This is a genomic window from Haloterrigena alkaliphila, from assembly GCF_017352155.2.
In the GTDB taxonomy this organism is placed as follows: domain Archaea; phylum Halobacteriota; class Halobacteria; order Halobacteriales; family Natrialbaceae; genus Haloterrigena; species Haloterrigena alkaliphila.
In genome coordinates, this window is sequence record NZ_CP071462.1 from 1,159,063 (window position 1) to 1,182,173 (window position 23,111).

Sequence of the window (23,111 nt, forward strand, 5' to 3'; positions counted from 1 at the left end):
ATCCTTGCTATACACAGGTATAAAGAGGTCCACGAATTTGGATCACTGGAGACGAAGTCGTCCACCGAGCGTCAACCGCACTTCTCGTGTTTTCTTTGCTTTCTGGGTCCGGACAAGGTTTGCTTCCTCGAGTTTGTCGAGATGGCGACCGACAGTACTCCGGGCCTTTCCGGTTGACTCGGCGATGGACGGTAGTGTTGCCTCCTCATCCAATTCACCCACTGCCTGTAATGTCTCGTCGGCAACCTCTGGAACACGATCCATAAGGTTCGGGAGAGACAGTTCCCGCACTTTCTGATCGGTATCTCGAAATTGAAACACTTGGTCGATTAGATTCGGACGTGAGATGGCTGCGACAGTAAAGGGGAGAAACACCTCGCGTGGTCCTCCGTCAAAATTGAGGATAACCTGTCCATTGGCGGCTTCAATCACATCAACGCATTCGAGTACTGCTGTTTCGAACGAATCGTGATCGATTGCTTCGGTCACAACTGTCGTATCTGGTCCCAGTTCACGGACTGTCTGTCGGACATCCTGGATCGCATCCTTACTCTGCTCCTTCTCGTCCTCAAGCGGACGGAGTAGCACGACGGTGTCATCGGCGTCAATACCGTTATTCAGTATCGGCCGCATCACACGTGTGCTGTGATATCCGATAGTTGAGATATACGTTCGCATGCAGATAAATCGGAAGTGTACTTGCAAAACAGTTTTGCTGCACCGAAATGCAAACGACAACCAACGATACCACTCTACCAAAAACATCTCAATACTGCGAAAAGAATCAAGTGTAATGCGTTCCCAAGTAGCCGTGTGAAACGACAGAGACTATCCGAATCGGGTGCAGAATATGCGCCACGTTGACTTAACACTCGAGCCGCGGGATAGTTTCCCTGTCCCAACCTCAAACGGCTATCAGGTGTACGGAGCGCTGCTATCTTCGCTGGACGAATCCTCGTCAACAGTGAGCCAACGGCTCCACGATTCGTCTATTGGCAGTCTCCACAACAGTGGGCTACTGGGCTCTTTTTCGGGAAGTGATCGCCGCCACCACAAGCAGGTCGACAAGGATGAACATTACGACCTGCGTCTCGGGGTGACTGACGCTGATGATCAAGAAGTATTCGAGGCACTCGCAGAAGCGTTCGTCTTTGGTGGCGACTCGTTGGAGTTAGCCGACGGAGAGTTCGTCGTTGCGGACTTCGCTAGTACGAACGCGACGCATGAGGAACTACTAACCGACGCAGCGGCTGTCGTCGACGACCTTCCGCCGGATTTCGAGATCGAGATGCGATTTCGAACTCCGACCTGCATCCGGGAAGCAGACGAGATTACCGCTATGTTCCCCGCGAGAGGGACCGTTTTCCGCTCGCTCCTTCGGAAGTGGAACAAGACCGTGCCAGAGGAGCAGGCAAACGAACTCGAGCTCGGACTCGTACGCGAGGACTTCGAGGCAAACCTGATCGAGAAGCCTGACGAGCACGCCTACGACACAGACGTGATAATGGTCAACCGCGGCGAGGATGGGAAACCGATTCTCCGGCAGGGATTCCTCGGCTCGTGTACGTATAAGTTCAAAGACGCGAGCGAGGCAGTTCGGACAGCGACGACGGCATTGGCGTCGTTTGCGGAGTTCGGCGGCGTTGGGAGTTCCGTTGCGCGTGGCTGTGGCTATACGGAGGTGAAAATCAACTCATGATCGGTGATATCATCGAGGAAGTGACGGCGAGCGACGATACACAGGAACTCACCGCCTCCGAAGAGGTCTATCTCGACTTCCGGCGGCGTATCGAACCGGGCCTCTTCGATGCGGGATATGACCTGCTGCCCGCGAAGAGTCGCACACATACGAGTCGTATAACCAACGAACCGTTTACCGATCAGAGTCTCCGCCAGCACCTCCTAACCGGTCCAGCCTTCGCCGCCCGCGTAAACGCGGCGCTCCGGCAACTCGACCCCGATAACGCGCTTTCGGACGGCGAACTCTTCAATGCGATGTGTCTGGCTGCGGTCCACGACGTCCACAAGGACCGCCCCGGTCAACAGCGCCGTCGTGAGCAGCCCCGCGGCGTCGAGTCTGAAGACAAGGATGTCACCGAGGCTGAAATCAAGCGAGTTGTCGAGACACTTGACCTTCCTGTCGGTAGTGATCATCCCGACATCGAAGACTACCATGCGAGTGCTCTCGCCGCCGAAACCCAGAGCGGGCGCCACCGGAGCGCCACCAGCCGGATGTTCTTTGGGAAAATGCGACACTGGGTTCGCCTGATGGACGCCGCTGCGGGCCTCGATTCACCAACTTCCCACGGGCGAATCGAGGGAAAAATAGCGAAGATATCCGAGGCCGTCGCGTTCCGCTATCACGAACTCGGCGACACGAAAGGCATCGCGACGAATCTACTCAACCGCTATATTGCCGATCAGATCGAGTCCGACGAGACGGTCTTGCTCGCCTTCTTCACCGAAGGCGCCCTCTATCTTGCCGACACGGACAGTGAAACTGGAATTGAAACCGTCTATGCGGTGCCTGATGACGCGGCTATCGATACCGAACTCGAACAGCTTGCCCCGGACTTCACGGATGCGATCGTCAATTCGAATCCTGCGCTCGCGAGCGAGCAGTCGCTGCGAAGTAGCTTAGACGACGGGCAGTGGGCCCGAGGGTACCTCTCCGTGCCACCACTCCTCTACCTCTTTGCGGATATCGAACACATATTCGCGGCCGTCAAAGCAGATGTCAAAGACCGCGTCACCCGGGGAAGTGGCGAAGTGGACCAGTACAGTATCTACGAGCGGGCCGTGAAGTTCTCTGTCGCGTCGGGGCTCATTGACGCTCCACCAAAGAACCACGTAAAAGCTCAGACGCTGGGGATCTTCCTCGGAACGGTGTATCGAGAACTCCTCTACGACAAACGCACCGGACTAACCCCTGAGGATACCCGGGCTGCGAGACGCGATATTGCAACAGCGATGAACGTGCCCGAAGCAGGCGAGCTACTGCTCCAGGAGTTAGACGATGCCGTTATCACCGAGGAGTCGCTTTCCGGGGCAGCCGTCGAAGCACTCGCTGAGTATTTCGAAACAGACACCGAGTCGATCCGTGATGATCTCTTGAGCGGTGTCCTCTCGAAACAACTGCGGGTCGAAACCGTCGTCATTTCTCTGTGCTATCTGGACCACGAGGACCGGATGGAACAGCCACTAGGTACTATTCTCGACACCGCGTACGACGATGTCTTCAACTACTATCACGAATGGCAGTCCCACTGGGATGACGCCCGCGGTGACCTATGGGACGACGAATGGCCTCCGGAGCGCAAGCACGAACAGTTCCAGACCGAACTCCTCGGGAACCTGCCAGCGGCTCTCTCCTACTATGTGCGACGATACCTCACTGTCGATGGCGAGCAATATCCGCACCCTGCGTTCGGAGAAAAATACGACGAGTATACGCGGGGTTCGCAACCACGTGTCTGCCTATTGTGCAACGACCAACTCGTCGGAGAGCGCAAAGCGCTCTCACAGTTCAAAACGAAGGAGGGCCAGATCGGACGGTCGCTTACCTTCACACACCAGAAACCGGTCTCGCCAGAACACGACAGCCCGAATAGCGTCGTTTGTGAAATGTGCAACTTGGAGCTGACACTCCGGAACGCGACTCACAGTCCGGACACCGATCAGGACGAACTCTACGTGTTCACGGCACCGGACTACTTCCATATTCCTGCAGATGTCGCGATTGCAGAGCGGCTACACTCGCATTTGACGACGAACTCCGGTGCCATCGCACAGCAGGCGGCAGCGCTCGTGACGGGGCAGCCCGAACACCGATCAGACGCTCGAAAAATCGTGTTAGAGGTCTTGGACAACGATATCGAGGACTTCCAACAGGACATCCTGAACTACGACAGCGGCTACACGGGCGGGAACGCGGTCGGCGTATTTCGCCTCGACACGCCGGTACGCCCGAACAGTAGTAACGAACTCACACGGGTGCCCCGCTGGATCGTTGCTATCTATACGAGCGTGCTCTTTGCGTGGCTCACCGGATCACGCATCCTCCTGACCGATTCACCGTTCCCGACGACCGATTTCGACGAGTTCAACGGCACCGTCCACTGCGAGGGCGTTCCTGGTCCGGTCGATCGTCACCTCGAGACAGATCTGACGATCGCGTCGCTACGTGATCTCAAGGGGCCCGATGAACACACCCTGCAGCGCCATTTCGCCCCCTACGAAACCGGGGCGCAGGATGTCCTCTATCAGCAGAGCGAAGTGGATGACGCGGAGTCACCCCCCGTCGACACCCCTCAGACGCTCACCATTACCACCCAACTTGGCGCCGCGCTGTATCGTCAGAGTGCGTTGCTGTACCTGACGAACCGGCGCTATGACTACGACCTACAACGACTCAAGACGCTGGTTGAACGGCTCCCACAACCATTCCCGGGCGCACAAACGACACTCACCGGGCGAACCGCAGATCAACTCACGGATCTACCCGGTCAGTTCGGCGCCCGCGTGCTGGATACGCTTACCCACCCACACATGCGAAACACGTTCATAGACCTCGCGGACGACGGCTTCGAGATCGTCAGTCCCGGCAAAGGTGCATCAAACTACGAGTACGGCCGCCTGTTCCGAACAGCGTGTGAATCCCTCTCGGATTCGCTGACGCGGAACACAACCCGCGACGAACTCGTCGAAATTGTCGCCGGAAAAGTGATGGCCGATGGGCGACGGGCGCGGCAGAATCATGGCAACCCCGAATACGCCGACGAGAAATACATTCGGGAGCCCGCTCGTTCATTCGCGCGCACGTTCGTTGATGATGTCTTCTACGGCATTTGTGACAGCGACTTCTATGAGCTGCGCCGCCAAGAAAACTCCCTCGCCGCCGGCTACAACGCGGCGATGCGCGAACGCGAACAGGAGTTCTTTGACAATCTAGACGACAGCAACGACGACGAAATTACAACGGAGGCCAACTAACATGGATATCGACGCATTCACCGACGCAATCGCAAGTGGTACTGTGGAAGAAATTAAGAACACGCGCCAGAACCGCCGGACCCACATCCAGGTCCTGCGAGAGGTAACAGCGCCCGCCCGCTTCACAACGGATGGCGAGCGCGGGAACACCATGACTGTTCGAATGGGCCGCCCCGGTGAGGACACCGTTGAGACGCGAGCCGTTGATCTGTTCTACCGCAAACAGCCCGGCGCCGAGCGACGGACCGCGAAAAGCTTGCAACGCGACGTGCTAGGTGGGGAATCCGAACCGTGCAAAGAAGATCGCATGCACCCTAACGACATGCGCCAGAACACGCCCGAGAGTGTGCTTTTCGGAAGTGCTGCGGGCAACCAGGGAGTGAGCCAGCGGAGTCGCGTCTACTACAACTCGGCATACTCACTGCGTGATGCCTCGGTCACACTCCAGCAGAACACCCAGACAGCGGCCGGCGATGAAACACGACAGGAAGCTGCTGAAGGACAGGGCACGTGGACGCCAGACTTTGTCCGACCCGGCACGATGTTCCCCAGCATCGTCACGCTGGATAGCGCACTCCCCGAAGAAGTCCTCTTCGTGCTTGCAGTACTTGACCGAACGAATCACTACGGTGCCGGCGAAACGCGTGGAGGAAACGTTACGAACCACGTCCTCGGTGTATACGCAGGGCACGACGAAGGACCGGCGAATTTGGAGGTCGCTCGTGAGACGGTCGCTGAACTCACCGGCGACGAGTTCGCACACGCAAGTGACGTCGTAGAGGCGTCGACACTGCCACTAAGCGACGTCAAAGAAGCAATTATTGGTGCCTACGACCACATTATCGAGACTCGCGGTCTCGAATTTGATGTCGTCTCTGAGTCAGAGGTTGGCGAGGTGCTGACAGCCCTCCGGGATGAGGAAACACTTCACGATGTCATGAGCGACCAGCTTGACGCCGTCGAAGACTACGTCAGTCGCGCACCCGGCGGTGACTAACCATGCCTTCGGAGTCTATCTACGGCATCAACATCGAGCTCACCCTGCAGGATAGTTTCTACTACGCTTCGCGGGAAGCGGGTGAGACCTTCCTCACGCGGCCCCTGGTGATGCACACAGCGCTGTACTATGCGCTAGGTCTTTTCCCGTCAGCGTTCCGGATCGCCGAACACACACCCCACTACGTAACCCATCGCGACGCCTCCAAGTTCGGGAACGAGGTATATCTCTTCCCCGGGGTCGCGAGCAACGAGCCGTCCTACACCACACGTCGGTTCGCCGTGAAGCCCGATGAGTTCCGCCAAGCCAGCGAGCGGGGTTCGGCGAACTTCAAGGAGACGGGCCACATGAAAATGATCGATCCCGGAATCACGTTCCGAACGTACGCGATCTGTGACGACAAAGCGACTCGAGATACAGTATTGGACGAGTTGCCTCTGTATGCACGCATCGGAAAGAAACTCAGTCTCGCCCGCGTCACAACCGACCCATTCGAAGCCCCGATTCAGGAAGGGAGTTTCGAGCTCTCACATCCGATCGCCGATCTCGATATCGACCGCTCGACCTACACGATCGAGGGCGGATTAGAATGGGAGCGTATGAACCCGGTCGACCTCATCACAGGCGCCGACCTCGCGGGACCGCATTTCGAGTTCGGGGACGACAATCCACAGGCGTTCCCCAGTGACCTGCGATTCCTCGATACTGCTGAGGCATAAATGGCGGACTCGAATTTTGGCGAATTGTTCAGCGCCACGCGAACGCTTGCGGGCGCCCATATGCCCGGGAAGCATACAGACGAGTACTTCCCGCTAGAAGAGAACTATGCCGACCAACACCAACTCCGGATGCGGGACGCCATTTTGGACGACGACATTGACGTCGTCGGAAACGTGAATCCAACCGGAAGCGGTAAGACGCTCTCGTGGCTCGCCCCGACGATCCGGAGCGGAGAGGCCGGCGAGGGGTGGATCGTCCTCGCAACCTACCCGACCAGAGCTCTGATCGATGACCAGGTACAGTCGATTCGAGCGCGCTTCGAACAGTACTACAGCGCAGTGTGGCCTCCTCGTCGCGATGGACACACGCTTCGAGAGACCGATTCGGGTGCCGTGATAGATACCGGTGACAACAGCTTTCCCCTGACCGACCGGGTCCGCTCAATCACTGGCGAGGACACTATCGGGCGGCTGACCGGTACAGTATTTATGGAGGCCTTCGAGCATGCCAGATCAGCCTCGCGGGCCGGTGTGCCGACGGTAATCCTAACCACACCAGACATGCTCTCTGTGCTCGCGACGGACCGAGTCAAATCACGGGACGCGGGCCAGTTCCCCGGGCTTGTCGATTCGATTGTCGTCGACGAGTTCCACCTATCGAATCCGCGGGGGAAGCGATTGCTGCCCTTCCACCTCGATGTGTATATGCAGTTGACCGACCAGCGGTTTTTGGACACGCTAGTCTTCCTTTCGGCGACGCCAGACGCTCAAGTGATCGACCAGCTCGGGAACGCATTTACGACAGAGATTATTGGACCCGACGCCGTGTCGACAGCCGTAGCAACAGGAGCACCAGCTACCCGGGAGATCCTCCCCGAAACACCATTCCATATCGAGACCCGACAGATGTTCTCGAATGGTGAATGGCTCGCTGATGAAGCCGGTACACTCCTAGAATGGCACGCCGGTGATGTGGGGCAGACCGTCGCTATCGTCGATAGCGTACGGGAAGTTGAGATACTCACGAACGCACTCCAAGCTGTCGCACCCGATGACCTGACCGTTGGCGCAGTGTCTGGATGGCATGGTGACAATCATCAAGCGACGATCGACGACGCTGATATCGTCGTCGGAAACAGTGCGCTCGAGGTCGGTGTCGATTTCGACGCGATTGGGCGCTTAGTTTGTACAGCATATGAGGCGAACAGTGCGATTCAGCGGATCGGCCGGATGCGAGCCCGAGCAGGCATTGATACTCAGGAAATTGCAGTCATTACCTCTGAGGATGCCCATACAGAACTCCTTGCACAGTGTGAACAGGACCAGATCTCCCGGGATGCCCTTCAGACAGCGTTCCGAGAGAGCATTAGCGAAACGACCGCGGCGCCGTACTATGAACTCCTCTGTGCCGCCTATACGCGCTACCTCTGGGAGTACGCCGACGAACCGCTCCGCGAGCGTGTCACACCACAGGAAGGGTTGTATCCGGAGATCGTTCGTGATCACTTCACCGAACGGCTTGCTCGATTGCCCAACAGTGTCGTAAACATGGACGCGCTATGGGACGAGTTAGAGGAAACCCTCGAGACGTACAGGATGCATTACCGTGATGGTGGCGCTTGGGCACTCTTCGAGGAAATGCACGACTACCGACCCGGATCGCTGTCAGCACTGATTCTCGACTGTACGGACAGCGATCAGTTCTACAAGGAGTACCAACTCGGGTACGTACTCCGCTACGGTACCGGACGGTTCGTGTCCAACAACATCGGGCTTTCGGCGGTGTTCAAAGATGCGCACGGGCGTCAACCGACGGACGACGAACTCGCCCATCTACGAAAGATCGATCGTCGGGCTGCCGGGCGGATGATACTCACCGGCACGCAATCGGAAGCCCGATCGTATACTATTGAAGCGTTCAATCAAGCAGCAACATGGCGCAAGCAAGCAAACAGCGAGTCTGCAGCGGGATGTTTTCCACGACGACTTACAAAAGGTAGGATCGAGATCACAAAGGGGTACCTGAAAGGCGTAGACCATATCGACATCGCAGGCGATGTACTCGCTCAATACACGCCGGTAGGGCCATATGAAGCCAGGGAATGCTATCATTTGGGTCCGTTCGGTAATGTACTCCCTCTTACAGAACACGACTCACTCGCGTTGTGGCAGGACGCGACCCTAGTGCATGCTCGGCTCATATCTGATTGGATGATGGAACGGGACAGCTAAGCGTGAATCCTGACGAAGCGATATCTCTGACCTCCTGCAGATCAACACCGTGTCCCTCAGCGGCAATCCGTCGATCACGAACAATAAGTCGAAATAGGATGCGTGGTTCGTCCGTGGACACTGCATGGCGGGCGAGACGGTCATACTTGCACCGGATCAAGCCGAAGGAACGACTTGAGAGGGCGAACTCTCGGAGGAACCCTCATGAAAGAAATCGAAGTGATGTTCGAAGACTCGGTCGTCTACGTCACGACGCAGGGTTCGCAGGTGCGTATCGATGGCGGTCAGGTCGTCATCTGTTAGAGGACTACCACGCCTTAGAGGTGATCCGATGAGACTTGCCGTAACGTACGACGTAAGCAACGACACTAACCGGCGGCATGTGTACCGAACGCTGGAACGGTACGGCGCCTGGCGACAGTACAGCGTTTTCGAATTGGAGATCACGAAACGCGAGGCGTAGAACTCGAGGATGAACTCGAAGAGCACCTTAATCCGAGCGACGGTGATCGAATCCGGCTCTACCGACTATGTGATGCGTGTCTCGATGCGACAACCGATATCGGGGATGAACCTCCAGATGAGCAGTCAAACGTGATTTAGGAACAATCTTCGTGGACCCTTTTGAAGTATCTGTACGGTGGGAGTCTACGAAGTAGCGCTGTATTCTCAACGGTAGAGAGGAAGTTATAGGTGCTTTTAGTCCGAAATCACCCCCTGTCGAGACGACGTAGAAACCCAGCACGGGATTGAAACACCATCTCCTGCTGGCGCCCCGTACTGGAACGCTGCTGTCGAGACGACGTAGAAACCCAGCACGGGATTGAAACTGGCAGACATGGCTATGGGATCCCGGCGCGCTGTGAGTCGAGACGACGTAGAAACCCAGCACGGGATTGAAACTCGTCCAACTGTCGGGGTCGATCGACGGCGCCGGCACGTCGAGACGACGGAGAAACCCAGCACGGGATTGAAACGACAACGAGAAGTGGCCGAAAGCAGATCTCCTCGACGTCGAGACGACGTAGAAACCCAGCACGGGATTGAAACGTGAGGCTCAGCACGACGATCACGATGACGAGCGTCGTCGAGACGACGGAGAAACCCAGCACGGGATTGAAACACCGTGGCCGTCCACGTAGTACGCCGTCCGCTTGGTCGAGACGACGGAGAAACCCAGCACGGGATTGAAACTTCCGACTCGGTCACTTCGGGTCGTTGGCCGTCGAGTCGAGACGACGTAGAAACCCAGCACGGGATTGAAACTACACACACGGTCGCGTGACGCGGTAGAACGTCGTGTCGAGACGACGTAGACACCCAGCACGGGATTGAAACTTCATCACCGGCTTGTCCGCTGGACCACGGATCCTCTGTCGAGACGACGTAGAAACCCAGCACGGGATTGAAACCCCTCGGTGGCGACGCGCATGTTCATGCTACGCTGCAGTCGAGACGACGTAGAAACCCACCACGGGATTGAAACAGATCGGCTGCCTGTCTGAGATTTGGCGTGAGTTGAGTCGAGACGACGTAGAAACCCACCACGGGATTGAAACAACCGGAAACCCGGGTCGGCTTGCAGACCCCCCCAGTCGAGACGACGGAGAAACCCACCACGGGATTGAAACAACCGGAAACCCGGGTCGGCTTGCAGACCCCCCCAGTCGAGACGACGGAGAAACCCACCACGGGATTGAAACCCCCAGGACTTGCCAGTACCGGATTGGCCGATAAGTCGAGACGACGTAGAAACCCACCACGGGATTGAAACTATCTCGGCTACGGGCCGATCGTGTCGCTCGTGGGAGGTCGAGACGACGTAGAAATCCAGCACGGGATTGAAACATGGCCGAGATCGAGGGGCCGGTGCTCGCCGTCCTGTCGAGACGACGTAGAAACCCACCACGGGATTGAAACAGGTACAGTCCGGCGAGGGGGATTATCGGGCTGTCCGTCGAGACGACGGAGAAACCCACCACGGGATTGAAACGTGATATTCTCGCCGCCGATATCGGTATGCGAAAACGGTCGAGGCGACAGAGAAACCCACCACGGGATTGAAACGAGAAGGTCACCGACCCACAGACCGCCAAAGAGATGGGGTCGAGACGGCGTAGAAACCCAGTACGGGATTGAAACTGCCGGTCGACCAGCCTCGAGAGCCGCTTACGAGCGCGTCGAGACAACGTAGAAACCCAGCGCGGGATTGAAATGTACAGTTCGCGCGGCCACCGTTCTGTTCCACGTAGGTCGAGACGACGTAGAAACCCAGCACGGGATTGAAACGACACCCGAGCCGACCTCTCGTATCTCGGCGAGGTCGAGACGACGGAGAAACCCACCACGGGATTGAAACGGAATTCAGTCGGGGATACGCTCGGGGCGTTCGTCGGTCGAGACGACGTAGAAAAACACTCAGGTCAGCCTGAATCGTCGGCGAATAGTTGATGTCAGGACGATGTAGAAACCCAGTACGGGATTGAAACACCTAGGGGGTGACACTCAACGAGGATCTGGGGATCGTCGAGGCGATGTAGAAACCTACCACGGGATTGAAACACGACACAATGGTAGTGCAGGTTCCACACGAGGTCAAGGCGACGTAGAAAACAAGCGCGGAGTTAAAACATTCTACTGTCGCTACTATTTTGGAGGATGTGGCGATTTCTTGACTGATCCTCCGGTCGATGGACTCGAATTCGGATCATTCGTCAATGTTCAGTTCGTCACGTACAATATTGCGGATCCGCTCGTCAAGATCGCGGTTGTCCTTGTCGATATCGAGCGTGGGCAGCGGTCCAAAGTTGTCAATCGCCGCCTCTACACGCTCATCATCGTGCTCACCGTACAGGTACATCTGCCGACGATCATCGTTATTGTAGAGGTCTGTGAGCGTTGAGCGGGGAATGCCAGAGTCCGCGGCAACCTGTCGCTTACTCTCGCCGCTATCGACTCTCTCGAGGGCGTGACGGACGTTTAGGAACTCTTCTGGGTCGACGTGGAGCCGACTATCGTCACCGACGTAGAAGCCGCGTGGTGGCTTCGACGTCCATTTTCCCTCCCGCTGCGCGGCACGGATACCCGAATTGATCCGCTCCAGTTTCTGTTGGTGCTCGATCTTCGCGAGATCGCCCATGATGTTCGCGATCATCGTGTAGACCGTCTGCTGGAGCGCCGGATCGTCGACTCGAATCGACAATCCAACGTCGAGGCTCTCGATGCCAGTCTCGTTCTCGAGGGCGTGCTGGATGAACTCGTGAATCTCGGTCGGTCCCAGACGGGAAAGACGGCTAATCTCGTGGACGACGACCACGTCGTACTCGTCGGCAGCTATCGCGTCCCAGAGGCGCTGGTATTCGTCCCCACCGATCTTATCGGCGCCGGAAACAATGTCAGCGTACTCGTCGGTATCGTCGATATCGGGATAGTTTGAATCGAGATGGTCGCGGCATTCGTGCAACTGACGCTCTAGATCTTGGTCGGCCGTCGAAACGCGGGCATAGATGGCGGCTTTCACGGCTACTTATTCGTCACCACGGAGTCAACTTAAACCCACCTGGGTATTCGTCAGGGTGTGCAAAAGGTGTACCTTCTCGACACCCCCTCTGAAGACAGCCGAGTATTAGATACTGAGGATCTCGCCGGAGATTAGAGCAGATCCTATCTAAACAACCGTTCATTTGTTAAGAACGTTTTTCAACTCTTAGTGTAATCGGTAGATAGAATGGCTACAGACTATCCAGCAGATTGGGATCGACGTCGGAAGCAGGTCTATCAACGAGATGGATATAGCTGCCAAAACTGTGGTGCATCAGGTGGACCAGACGGGAATACGGAGTTACATGCGCACCATGTTGTTCCCAAAAGTAAAGGAGGATCCCACAAAACAACGAATCTAGTTACTGTCTGTAAGAAGTGTCATGAAGCAATTCATGGAAACGGGACTGCGCCTTCGTTCAAGGCCCAACTGTCTACTGAGCAGGAAGCTTATGCGACGATCCAACAAGCTACGGTCCCTTTCAATCAACTCGAGCAACGCTTTGAACTGATTTCAAAGGGAGAGTATAGTGATTCAAGCTCAGAAGATGCTATAATGGAGACGATCTATTTGGCATTTGAGGCAAAGAAGCAAGTTGCTCAGGTCGCCTCTTCTGAGGTCTTAGAGAGTCTATCAGAAGGTGAGAGCAGTGTGATCAGAAGATGGATATCTACTGCTCAGGAAATGATAGGGCTGTATATTGAGATAGTTGGACTACTAACGGATGGGACTGAAGAACCACAATGTACTGAGTGTGGTGAGATAATCGGGCACGATGATGATTTCTGTCGAGGTTGCGGAGCTAAACTCTCAGATGAGCAGTTCAAGGATAGCAAATCTGCCGCTATCGATGAAGAGAAGTTAGATAATAAATTCGAGAGGTTCGATAAATATAGATACGAATTTAACGAGGTCGGGTTAGAAGTTACCGCAGCAATGGCGTATAACGCGGGTAGGAATATCACGGCCCCGTGGGATCATTGCCCTAATTGTGGGAAAGGGAGAACCGTCCTAGAGAACGATAAAGGGGAGGTACTTTGCCTATTCTGCAACGCAAGGTGGGAGAAGCGCCGGAAAAAATGGGCAATGCACCGTGGTGAATTGGAAGGGGAGAAAAAATCGAAAGGAGAGTGGGATGAAATCTGCCGTGAGAGCGCAGCGCAATTCGAAAATTTGGATTGGGAGCAGAAGGCGGAACTCGTAGACACAAATATTGAGGAGTTACAACGAGACTTTACCTAAGAGCTTTTTCACCTGTTTTACCCGTGATCTTGGAGTTTCCTAATCTAACAGAGTAGCAAACCGGATTCACACCTAACACTTTCGCCGATCATCTGTGTCCGCCCGATTAGACCACGTATAGTATTGGTTTAGAGCAGCGTTGTTCTAGCTGACTCTCTAGGAAGCATGACTTGAAAAGTTCCACCCCACCAACGCTAGGGTTGTTCCGGACACGGTATTCGTTTGCAACACCGTTTTTCGTCTCGTGCCCGTAGAAATACCCGAGGTCGACGAAGCCGGTGAACACTTGATGGATCGCCTGCCGCAAACGATCGATACGTCAACACGACTGCCGGCAGTGAACAACCGGCTGCAGTACTCCAAGGCCACCGCTGGCATGCCTGCTACGATCACTGGACTCTAGCAATTTTGGCATATGGATAGATATCTGGAGGGTTTTCTAATACGAAATAGAAACATAACCCGTATTAGAATACTTATTACAATGTGATCAGGTCAGATCTGTAGCTTTGTATGCCAATTGACATTGAATCATACCGTCAGATAAACACCCTCACCAATGAGGAACAAATCGTCGCATTTCTATTTGAGCATCGAGATAAAGCGTATAAAGCAGCAGAGATTGCAGAGAGAACAGGCATCAGCAAAGGGTGTACGTCTAAACGTCTAACAGTCCTTCGGAAGATGGGTATTGTTTCCAACAAGACCCTGTATTGGACAATTGACGATCCAATTAAGGCCTTAGACTATCTTCAAGATAAAGAGATAGTAGAAATTACGTCCCAAGCTGCCCTTGGAGATTTTCAAACATCAGATCCCAGAACAAACGAACAAACGATGACGAACGGTTAGGAGACGAATAGCTGCGTTGGTGAGAAAGATACCGTCGGCTAACGACACCGAGGCGTGCACCTAACTACTGGAGCAGACTACCCGCTCGATGCTATGTTGGGCGGCTTGCCAAGGATGGCCGACGAACAGATCACGGGTGTCGGCGGCGCAATTGCACCAGCGGAAACACCTCCCTCCCGCGTCACCAGGAAATTCCACGTATAGTTAACACACATACGCGGGTTTTCCGCCTCTTCATCGATCTCAAGGTCGACCTCCGACCAATCGGCCTCACCTGTACCAGGGTCCTCGGTAAGTGTGTAAGCGTGCGCCGTTCCAGGGTTGGCCTCGTCGCGCTTGAGATAGCCAAGGTTGGTCAGGTTCGCAAGGACATTTCGAATCGTGCGCCGGGTATAGTCGTCCTCCATACGCTCGTAAACCTCGCCAGAAGAGAACTGGCCATGCCCCAACTTGCGGGCAGTCTTAGCGACGGCGAGTGTCGCTTTCGAGTGGGCACTGACAACCGAAGCTTCGGCAACGACCGGTAGATCGTCGCGAAGAGCCGAAGTGTGGGTAAAGACGACCGTCGGCTCATCGGATCGGCCAAAGCGAAGGGCGGCCTGCATCGTCTGATCTTTGAGCATATGATCGCGGTAGTCGTTCGCGATCTCACCACCGTAGTCGAGACTATTCCCGTGGCCGGTACGCTCAACTTCCTCGCCGGCGAGAGCTGCCCACTTCTCGACGACCTGATCGCCGAAGTGCTGCACGCCGAGGATCGCACCAACGTTCCGCTCGCCGAGGGCATCGCTGCCGGTCACGTTGAGATAGTGATCGACGACATTGGCCCGATTCTCGAGGTCATCGCCGAGATACTCGCGTGCTTTCTTGGTAGTGATCACGGCGGGTTCTTCGTCATACTTCTCGCAAGCAGCATCGAGGACGGCAAGCGGCCCGCCGAAGTTGTTGCCGTCCAAGTCTCCGCCGTAGGTATTGATGTTCCTGCTCGTCTGGACAACCCTCGTGTTCATCGTCTGCTCGAGGAACCGACGGCGATCACCCGCAGTGTCGTGGACGTCCCGACGCTCGGCGTCGCGGCCGATCGCTAGTCGCCAGAGTTTCGGTCGAGCGGTCGCGTCGAGACCGATCAGTGGGCACTTCTCGCCGCCTCGCGCGACGAACTCCGGCGGGTTGTGGACGATAGCGCCGTGGTGGTTCCGGTCGACGATGACCGTAGCACCGGCGTGCGTGACGCGCTTTAGGTTCGTACCGGCCTCGCGGTCGAGGGAATACTCCATAGTAGTAATATCGCTCCCGTCGCCGATCGCGCCGGCGAGGAGTAGCCAAGCACGCGGATGGGCATACCCGTCCTCGGAAAAGACAGCGAGCTCGCGACACCCCTCACTCCCACCCTCAAGAGCGGTTGCTGCCGCCTTAACGAGATCGCTGGCGTCGCGGCATTCGCGGACAGCCTCTGTGGCCGCCTGGACCAGTTTCTCAAGGTCACCGGCGATAGGGAGCTCAGCGTCGAGTTCGTCGGGAGCGAGGTCGATGTCGATCGCCTCGTAGCCGGACAGGTCGTTGCCCGCTTGGCCTTCAGTGAACGACGCCTCGGTCGCGCTCTCGAGTGCACTGGTCAGGCGATCGGTGATGCAATCCTCAACGTCGTTGAGCACGCCGTACACCTCGATGGGATCGGCACCGAGACGCTCAGCTGCCTGGCGCTCGCCATAGACGGCATTTGTTGCCTCCTCGGCGCGGTCCTTCGCCGTCTCAACGGCGTCACGAGCGTTTCCGAGTGTATCGACGGGAAGCTCGGTCGGAAGGTCGGTCAGGTCAAGGAGCGCTGTCTCGAGGTCTTGCAGGACTTTCACTCCTCCGCAAAGACCGCGCATATCCTCAAGAACATCCTCAGCGGCGTCGATCGCATCAATTGCACCGGTGGCAGCTCGGAGACGAGCTACGGTTGCATGAATTTGTGGGAGATCGCTTGCCTCGCCGTCGAGCCACGCCGATACCCAAGAATCATCGGCGAGGTTCGCGTCCAAGAGACTCTCGACGTCACCAACGTCATCGGTAAGGCAGCTGGCGAGCCAGGTCGCGTGATCGCGCCAGGCCTCGCCGTAACCGTTGGCGTATTCGAGGCCGGGGAACTCGTCGATGACCACGGCGCGGGGGCGCGTTATCTGATCGCCGTTCTCGTTTCTGCCGTACCAGGTCCGGGCACTTTCGACGTGTGCGTGGCCGTGGCCGCCAATGAGAAGATCGATCGGCGCGTCGGGATCCGTCAGCCGTTCCCAGGCGCGGCTATACTCGCAGTCTCCGCTCTCCTGACAGGGGAGCTCCTCGCCGAACAGCGCGGTGGCATGGATATGTATCTCGGCGGGAGTGTGGCCCAGTGCTCGTGCGGTTTGAATGACGAGCCGCCAAGCGTCGCCGTACTCGCCGTTCGCAGTGGGGCAGCTCCCACGTTCGAGTTCGGCACCGTCATCGGCCGCCTCCTCGTCACTCTTGGGGTCGAGAGGTGCTTCGACGACGCTGAGGAGCGCGTCGCGGTCCTTGAGAAGTGTCTTGTCCTGCTCGCGAACGGCACAGACGGCCTCAACAAGCGCCGCGTCGTCGACGCGGTTCTTGGCCAACACGGGGAGATGGGCAAAGCTCACGCCAGTCTCGCGAGCGTACTCGACGGCTTGCTCTTTGAGCTCGTTGCGCCCGGCCAAATAGGTCGTCGGGTTCTCCTCGGCGGCTTTGATCGCCGAGTAGGTTTTTCCGAGTGCCGGGAGTGTGGTAACGAGCTGGGCACGATCGCGAACTGTCCCGGCGTCCAACAGGAGTTCCTCGACGCGATCACGTGCCTCTTCGAGCGTCTCAATACCGATTTCAGCGCTCGCATCGTCGAGAACGCGAGCGGCCGGGGGGAGAACTGCGACGTGCTCAAGGAGCGTGGCACACCACTTGGGCAGTGGAGCGCCGTAGTCCTCCCGAGCCAAGGTATAGGCGCGCTTGAACGCCTCCCCCCGGAGCCGTTCACCCTCGTCGTCGAGTAGGTCGTTCTCGAGAGCGATGAACTCGAGCGGAGAGAAGGATACCTCGTGCTCGACACACCAAAAGCCGCGTCCGTAGCCGGCAAGAACGCGCTCACCGCTATCGCTTTCTTCCCAGACAGGATTGATCTTCGCGGTCGCCGTGCCGATCGGGTTCTCGACGGTGACGGTCGACTTAGCCCGCTCGAGAACGAGCTCGGGGTCGAGTTGACTGACGGCACCGAAGACGTAGCTCGTGTTATCGGTGAGCGCCGTCTCGTCGAGATACTTCGGGAGTGGAGCGCCGTACTTCTCCCGGGCCAGCTCGTAGCCGCGAGTGTACTCCTGATAGGTGGCGCCCTCCTCTGGCGAGGTTACCATCTCCTCGGTGGTCGCGACAGCGAGGGCTACGTCGCCAGCATCTTCGAGCGTCTCGACAGGCTTCTCGAGGTCGGAGGGTTGGACAGCCCGCGCGGCCCGCACGGCGTCGTCGGGATCAACGATGACCGCCTGATCGAGAAGGTCGCGCGGGTCGTCCTTCTCTTCGACGTATTTGGGGATCGGCGCGCCCGCCTCACGAGCCTTGGTGACGGTTTCCCTGAACTCCGCGCCTTCAAGCGGATGCCACGGTTTCGAGATGATCCCTTGCTCGGCAGCGAACAGGCTCAATAGACTGAATGCGTGGCCCGTCTTATGGTCGTGAAAGACAGGTTCGCCCGGCGGACGGTGGAGGCTGTCGCCCCCGCTACTCGGTCGGTAGCTCGACGGGTCCCACTTCTCCCAGCCCGTCGCGTCTGTTCCGACCTGTCGGGTACAGAGTGGGAGGTCGCTCGGCCGTAGTTGCTCGATCGCGTAGAAGACGTCTCGGACATCGTCAGTCGTTTCGTCACCGGTCGCACTGGGTTCATAGTCGTCGAGCTCCGGCCGTTCGCGGTCCGTATCGTACCCTTCGATATCGTGCTTATCCGCTTCGGGAACGCGCTCCTCGAGCAGTGCCTTTAGCTCCTCTTCATCCCACGGGTTGACCTCGAGTGGCGTTCCGGGAACATGCTCGCCAGTTACGACACAGACACGCTTGCCGTCGTAGATTTCGATCTCCGGGACGTCCTCGTTTGTGCCCCAGGGCTCGTCGTCGATGGCGAACTTCGCTTGCTTGTACCCGGTCGGGAGTTTGCCTACGTAGAGCGCGTGAACGCCGCTCCCGGACGTCGAAACGTCGGCGTATGTGATACCCAACCGCTTGAGGACGGCGACAAATTGGGGATGTACCTCGCCACTCTTGGGACATCGGACGTCGTCGCCGTCGATGAACGCGAACGGATCTGGGTCGTCGGTATACGGGTCATCTTCCCGTTCGAGGATCGCTATATGGCCATCTACCCGTGGGTCGGTCTCTACCCATTCGTCGACGGTCGCTTTGTTCGCCCAGTTCTCCGCGTTGCTCCACTTCCGAGAGTTGTTCCACGGCGCCCAAGGCATCTTGTCCTGACGGGCCATCCAGAAGTCGCGCTTTTCCCAAGCGGGTGGCCAGACGTTGGTCTCGGGAGCAGTGAACTCAGCACCGTCCCACCCTTCACCCTGGCCGCCTGACTCGTCTGTCCCTGCCTCTGGGATTTGAACACCTACTTCGGTCTCCCGGCTGCCGCTTTTGGCGTCGGTGTCCGCGGGAAGGTGCTGGGCGCAAAGGCTCCCGGGACTAGTCGGGTCAACAGCCTCGCGATCGCAATGCGGGAGCGTACACTGCCGGGCGGGCGGCACCACCGTCATGTCGAGGACCTCCGCTGTGAAGTGAGTGGGGGTCGTAGAGAGACACTGTTACAACTACGAGGAAATGGTATCCCCCAACAACAGCGCGGTCGCTGTTGGATTGTTAGGAAATTGGTATAAGCCAAGGGCCGGATTTGAACCGGCGGTGGGCGGCTCTGCAGGCCGCTGCGTTCGGCCGGACTCTGCCACCTTGGCGCAGTCGTTCCTTGTCACTGCGGTCGTTTAAGCATAGCGGTACGGCACAATCGTTACGCTACGACTGTACCGTCCGAAAATATGAATATCCGAGCGAGCGCCGCTGCTCGTCGGGCGAAAAACTGGGGACGCCTCCGAGTGACGGAGCCGTCCCTGCTGAGTAGTGAAATGGAGTATGAATAGGTGGCGGCGAATCGGGTCTCCCAGAGGCTCGCGCACTCCAGTACTCACCGAAACGCAGGCGGGCTTATCTTCCGTGTTCGGGATGGGTACGGGAGGAACCCCGCCGCTGTGGCCGCCGAACGCCGATCAACGGAATCGAACCGTCGCCATACCAATATCGGTCTCGGCTAGTGTCTCGTGTCTCTGACCGTTGTGTACGTGTAGTCCAGTTTGCGTCCGGACCCGTTCACCGCGTCACGGATCCAATGCGATTGTAGTATGAATGTGTGGCTTGGCCGGTTAGTGCTCGCGGGCTCAACACCTCGTTGCCTTGGTGCGTACACCCCGAGTCTATCGAACTCGTCTTCTACGAGTGGCCTCGGTGGTTCCTCTTTTCCAGGTGGGTTTCGAGCTTAGATGCGTTCAGCTCTTACCCCGTGGTGCGTCGCTGCCCGGCACGTGCTCTTTCGAACAGCCGGTACACGAGTGGCGCCCATTCGTAGTTCCTCTCGTACTATACGAACGTTCCTGTCAGGAACCTCACACCCCCAATAGATAGCAGCCGACCTGTCTCACGACGGTCTAAACCCAGCTCACGACCTCCTTTAATAGGCGAACAACCTCACCCTTGCCTGCTTCTGCACAGGCAGGATGGAGGGAACCGACATCGAGGTAGCAAGCCACCCGGTCGATATGTGCTCTTGCGGGTGACGACTCTGTTATCCCTAAGGTAGCTTTTCTGTCAGCAATCGCCCGCATCAAGCAGGCTGATTGGTTCGCTAGACCACGCTTTCGCGTCAGCGTCGATCGTTGTGTTCGACACTGTCAGGCTTCCGTATGCTCTTGCGCTCTTTCTCGGGTCTCCGACCCGAGTGAGGAAACCTTGGGGCGCGCTCGATATCTTTTCAAGCGCGTACCGCCCCAGTCAAACTGCCCGGCTACCAGTGTCCTCCGCCAGGAGTGAGAGTCGCAGTCACCATCGGGTAGTATTTCAATGCTGGCTCGGTGGCCCGCTAGCGCGGGTACCTGTGTAGCGCCTCCTACCTATGCTGCACAATGGCGACCACGTCTCAGTGACAGCCTGCAGTAAAGCTCTATAGGGTCTTCGCTTCCCCTTGGGGGTCTCCAGACTCCGCACTGGAACGTACAGTTCACCGGGCCCAACGTTGGGACAGTGGCGCTCTCATTGATCCATTCATGCAAGCCGCTACTGAAGCGGCAAGGTACTACGCTACCTTAAGAGGGTCATAGTTACCCCCGCCGTTAACGGGTCCTTCGTCCCATTGTACTGGGTGTTCAGATACCCGCACTGGGCAGGATTCAGTGACCGTACGAGTCCTTACGGATTTGCGGTCACCTATGTTGTTACTAGACAGTTGGAGCGCCCGAGTCACTGCGACCTGCCTCTTTCCGAGGCAGGCATCCCTTATTGCGAACGTACGGGACTAACTTGCCGAATTCCCTAACGTCGGTTGCTCCCGACAGACCTTGGCTTTCGCCGCCACGAGTACCTGTGTCGGATCTCGGTACGGACAGTGTGCTCGCCTTTTCACGGGCTCTAGGTTGACCTCTCTTGCGCTATCCAGCCTTTCGGTCGCTTCGTGCCATTACGGCTTCCACGACGTTCGACTGTTCGACCGGGCGAATGCCCGGCAGAGGCGACCCCAAAGCGTCGGCTTTGAGTGCACACTGGCATAGGACTATTAACCTATTTCCCTGTTGTCAGCTTCGACTTACGGGCTGACTTAGGACCGGCTAACCCTCAGCTGATTAGCATTGCTGAGGAACCCTTACTCGTTCGGCCGTCGGGGTTCTCACCCGACTAACGCTGCTACTATGACCAGGATTTTCGTTACTGAACGGTCCACACGACCTCTCGGCCGTGCTTCCATCCGAACAGAACGCCAACCTACGGGATCACTCGATCAAGAGTGCCGCTAGGTCTCGGTGGTGGACTTGAGCCCCGATCATTTTGGGCGCCTCAAACCTCGGCCGGTAAGCTGTTACGCTTTTCTTAGAGGGTAGCTGCTTCTAAGCTCACCTCCCGGCTGTCTAGGGCTTGAGACCACCTTCGATCGCACTTAGTCCACACTTGGGGACCTTAACCCAGCTCTGGGTTGTCTCCCTCACGGTACACAGGCTTACCCCGCGCACCGGACTCCCTGCGTCGAACGGCGTTTGTAGGTTTGGAGTTGGACAGGGGGGCGCACTCCTCTCGGAGTGCGGTCCCCCAATCCGTCGCTCTACCCCACAAACTACCTCGGCAGAGGTCATGCTTCGACATGTTTCGGTTGGAACCAGCTGTTTCCGGATTCGATGGGCCTTTCACCCCTAGACATAGGTCACGCGAGGGTATTGTAGGACACCAACGCTAGCGGGCCTCCACGTGGCTTTCGCCACGCTTCACCCTGCCCATGCCTAGATCATCCGGTTTCGGGTCGTGCCCGTTTGACTCCCCGCACTTGAATACGGCGGCCCTCGTGCAAAGCACTGCGGCCATGTCGGTTTCCCTACGCCTTCCCCGATGATCGGGTTAGACTCGTCAAACAGGCACACTCCCTGGTTCGTTTTTCAAAACGTACGACAGAACACCGGCTTCCCAAACTTCCTACTTGAGGCTCGCGCCTGGTTCGTTTCGTCCGGGACCTTTCGTGCCCTGTCGCTCCATCGCCAACTGATTTCACGCCCTATTGCACCTCCCTTCGTGGGGTGCTTTTCAGCGTTCGCTCACGCTACTTGTTCGCTATCGGTCTTGAGGAGTGTTTAGTCTTCGCGGTCGATGCCCGCGATATTCACGAGGGATATCCAACCCCCGATACTCTGGAGCTGACTCGTTCCTTACTCGTCGACGGTACGGGACTGTCACCCTGTTTCGTGCTCTGTTCCAAGAGACTTCGCGTCGCCGTTCGGAAAGTGATCGTCAGTCCGAACACCACATTGCCCGTGAGGGCTTCGGTTTGGACTCTGTCGCCTTCATTCGCCATTACTAACGACATCGCGTTTGCTTTCTTTTCCTGTCGATACTAAGATGTTTCAATTCTCGACGTTCCCCATTGCGCGAAGCAATTGCGGTGGGGATTCCCATTCGGAGATCCTGAGTTCTTCGCCTCCGTGCGGCTCCCTCAGGCTTATCGCAGCTTGGCACGTCCTTCTTCAGCTCTCAAGCCGAGCGATCCACCAGCTGGCACAGTAGCCACGTTCATCGGATCGGCGATTGCGAGATGCAATCACGTATGTGACCCGGGAACGGGTCCAGTGGACGCCTGGACTACACGTACACACGGTCTCATCTGCACGCCGTAGACGCGGCGTGCATTAACCCTTCCCAGCCACGTTTACACGGGCTGGTGCATCGGTTTGCGTTCGGATTAGATCGGAAGTGCCTGTCCCACTTAAGGGACACGATCCCG

10 protein-coding genes, 1 tRNA gene, 2 rRNA genes and 2 pseudogenes are annotated in these 23,111 nt (G+C 57.2%); 9 read left to right on the forward strand and 6 right to left on the reverse strand.

Features of this window, described 5'->3' with window-relative positions:
* Nucleotides 1-42 precede the first annotated feature (42 nt).
* Nucleotides 43-678 (reverse strand): CRISPR-associated CARF protein Csa3, encoded by a 636-nt coding sequence (gene csa3 / locus J0X25_RS24540; protein ID WP_207290178.1) that lies wholly within the window; start codon nucleotides 676-678, stop codon nucleotides 43-45.
* A 286-nt stretch (nucleotides 679-964) separates the two neighbouring features.
* On the opposite strand from csa3, the gene cas6 reads away from it, so the two are divergent.
* From cas6 to cas2, 6 genes and pseudogenes are all read left to right on the forward strand, one after another.
* Nucleotides 965-1,699, forward strand: a complete 735-nt coding sequence (cas6, locus tag J0X25_RS24545; RefSeq protein WP_225896733.1) for a CRISPR system precrRNA processing endoribonuclease RAMP protein Cas6 — start codon at nucleotides 965-967, stop codon at nucleotides 1,697-1,699.
* The gene (gene cas10d, locus J0X25_RS24550; RefSeq protein WP_207290180.1) at nucleotides 1,696-4,992 is read left to right on the forward strand and encodes a type I-D CRISPR-associated protein Cas10d/Csc3; all 3,297 of its coding nucleotides are present in this window, start codon (nucleotides 1,696-1,698) and stop codon (nucleotides 4,990-4,992) included. The genes cas6 and cas10d overlap by 4 nt, the downstream gene beginning before the upstream one ends.
* Nucleotide 4,993: 1 nt before the next feature.
* Nucleotides 4,994-5,989, forward strand: a complete 996-nt coding sequence (gene cas7d / locus J0X25_RS24555; RefSeq protein WP_207290181.1) for a type I-D CRISPR-associated protein Cas7/Csc2 — start codon at nucleotides 4,994-4,996, stop codon at nucleotides 5,987-5,989.
* Nucleotides 5,990-5,991: 2 nt separating this feature from the next.
* Nucleotides 5,992-6,708, forward strand: coding sequence for a type I-D CRISPR-associated protein Cas5/Csc1 (gene cas5d, locus J0X25_RS24560; protein WP_207290182.1), 717 nt, complete (start codon nucleotides 5,992-5,994; stop codon nucleotides 6,706-6,708).
* Nucleotides 6,709-8,940, forward strand: a complete 2,232-nt coding sequence (gene cas3 / locus J0X25_RS24565) for a type I-D CRISPR-associated helicase Cas3' (protein ID WP_207290183.1) — start codon at nucleotides 6,709-6,711, stop codon at nucleotides 8,938-8,940.
* Nucleotides 8,941-9,271: 331 nt separating this feature from the next.
* Nucleotides 9,272-9,543, forward strand: a pseudogene (gene cas2 / locus J0X25_RS39895) (CRISPR-associated endonuclease Cas2).
* A 2,104-nt stretch (nucleotides 9,544-11,647) separates the two neighbouring features.
* Here cas2 and J0X25_RS24575 read toward each other — a convergent pair.
* Nucleotides 11,648-12,460, reverse strand: coding sequence for a recombinase family protein (locus tag J0X25_RS24575; RefSeq protein ID WP_207290184.1), 813 nt, complete (start codon nucleotides 12,458-12,460; stop codon nucleotides 11,648-11,650).
* 207 nt (nucleotides 12,461-12,667) lie between these two features.
* Here J0X25_RS24575 and J0X25_RS24580 point away from each other — a divergent pair.
* The 3 genes and pseudogenes from J0X25_RS24580 to J0X25_RS24590 all read left to right on the forward strand — a co-directional run.
* Nucleotides 12,668-12,865 (forward strand): annotated as a pseudogene (locus J0X25_RS24580) (HNH endonuclease); the annotation flags it as partial.
* Between the two features lie 171 nt (nucleotides 12,866-13,036).
* Nucleotides 13,037-13,723, forward strand: a complete 687-nt coding sequence (locus J0X25_RS24585; RefSeq protein WP_225896766.1) for a hypothetical protein — start codon at nucleotides 13,037-13,039, stop codon at nucleotides 13,721-13,723.
* A 513-nt stretch (nucleotides 13,724-14,236) separates the two neighbouring features.
* Nucleotides 14,237-14,575, forward strand: coding sequence for a winged helix-turn-helix domain-containing protein (locus J0X25_RS24590; RefSeq protein ID WP_207290186.1), 339 nt, complete (start codon nucleotides 14,237-14,239; stop codon nucleotides 14,573-14,575).
* Nucleotides 14,576-14,652: 77 nt separating this feature from the next.
* On the opposite strand, the gene J0X25_RS24595 is transcribed toward J0X25_RS24590, so the two are convergent.
* From J0X25_RS24595 to J0X25_RS24610, 4 genes are all read right to left on the reverse strand, one after another.
* Nucleotides 14,653-19,074, reverse strand: a complete 4,422-nt coding sequence (locus J0X25_RS24595; RefSeq protein WP_226776994.1) for a hypothetical protein — start codon at nucleotides 19,072-19,074, stop codon at nucleotides 14,653-14,655.
* Between the two features lie 389 nt (nucleotides 19,075-19,463).
* Nucleotides 19,464-19,539, reverse strand: a tRNA-Cys gene (locus tag J0X25_RS24600).
* 181 nt (nucleotides 19,540-19,720) lie between these two features.
* Nucleotides 19,721-19,842, reverse strand: a 5S ribosomal RNA gene (rrf, locus tag J0X25_RS24605).
* Between the two features lie 141 nt (nucleotides 19,843-19,983).
* Nucleotides 19,984-22,903 (reverse strand): 23S ribosomal RNA (locus J0X25_RS24610).
* Nucleotides 22,904-23,111: the final 208 nt, after the last annotated feature.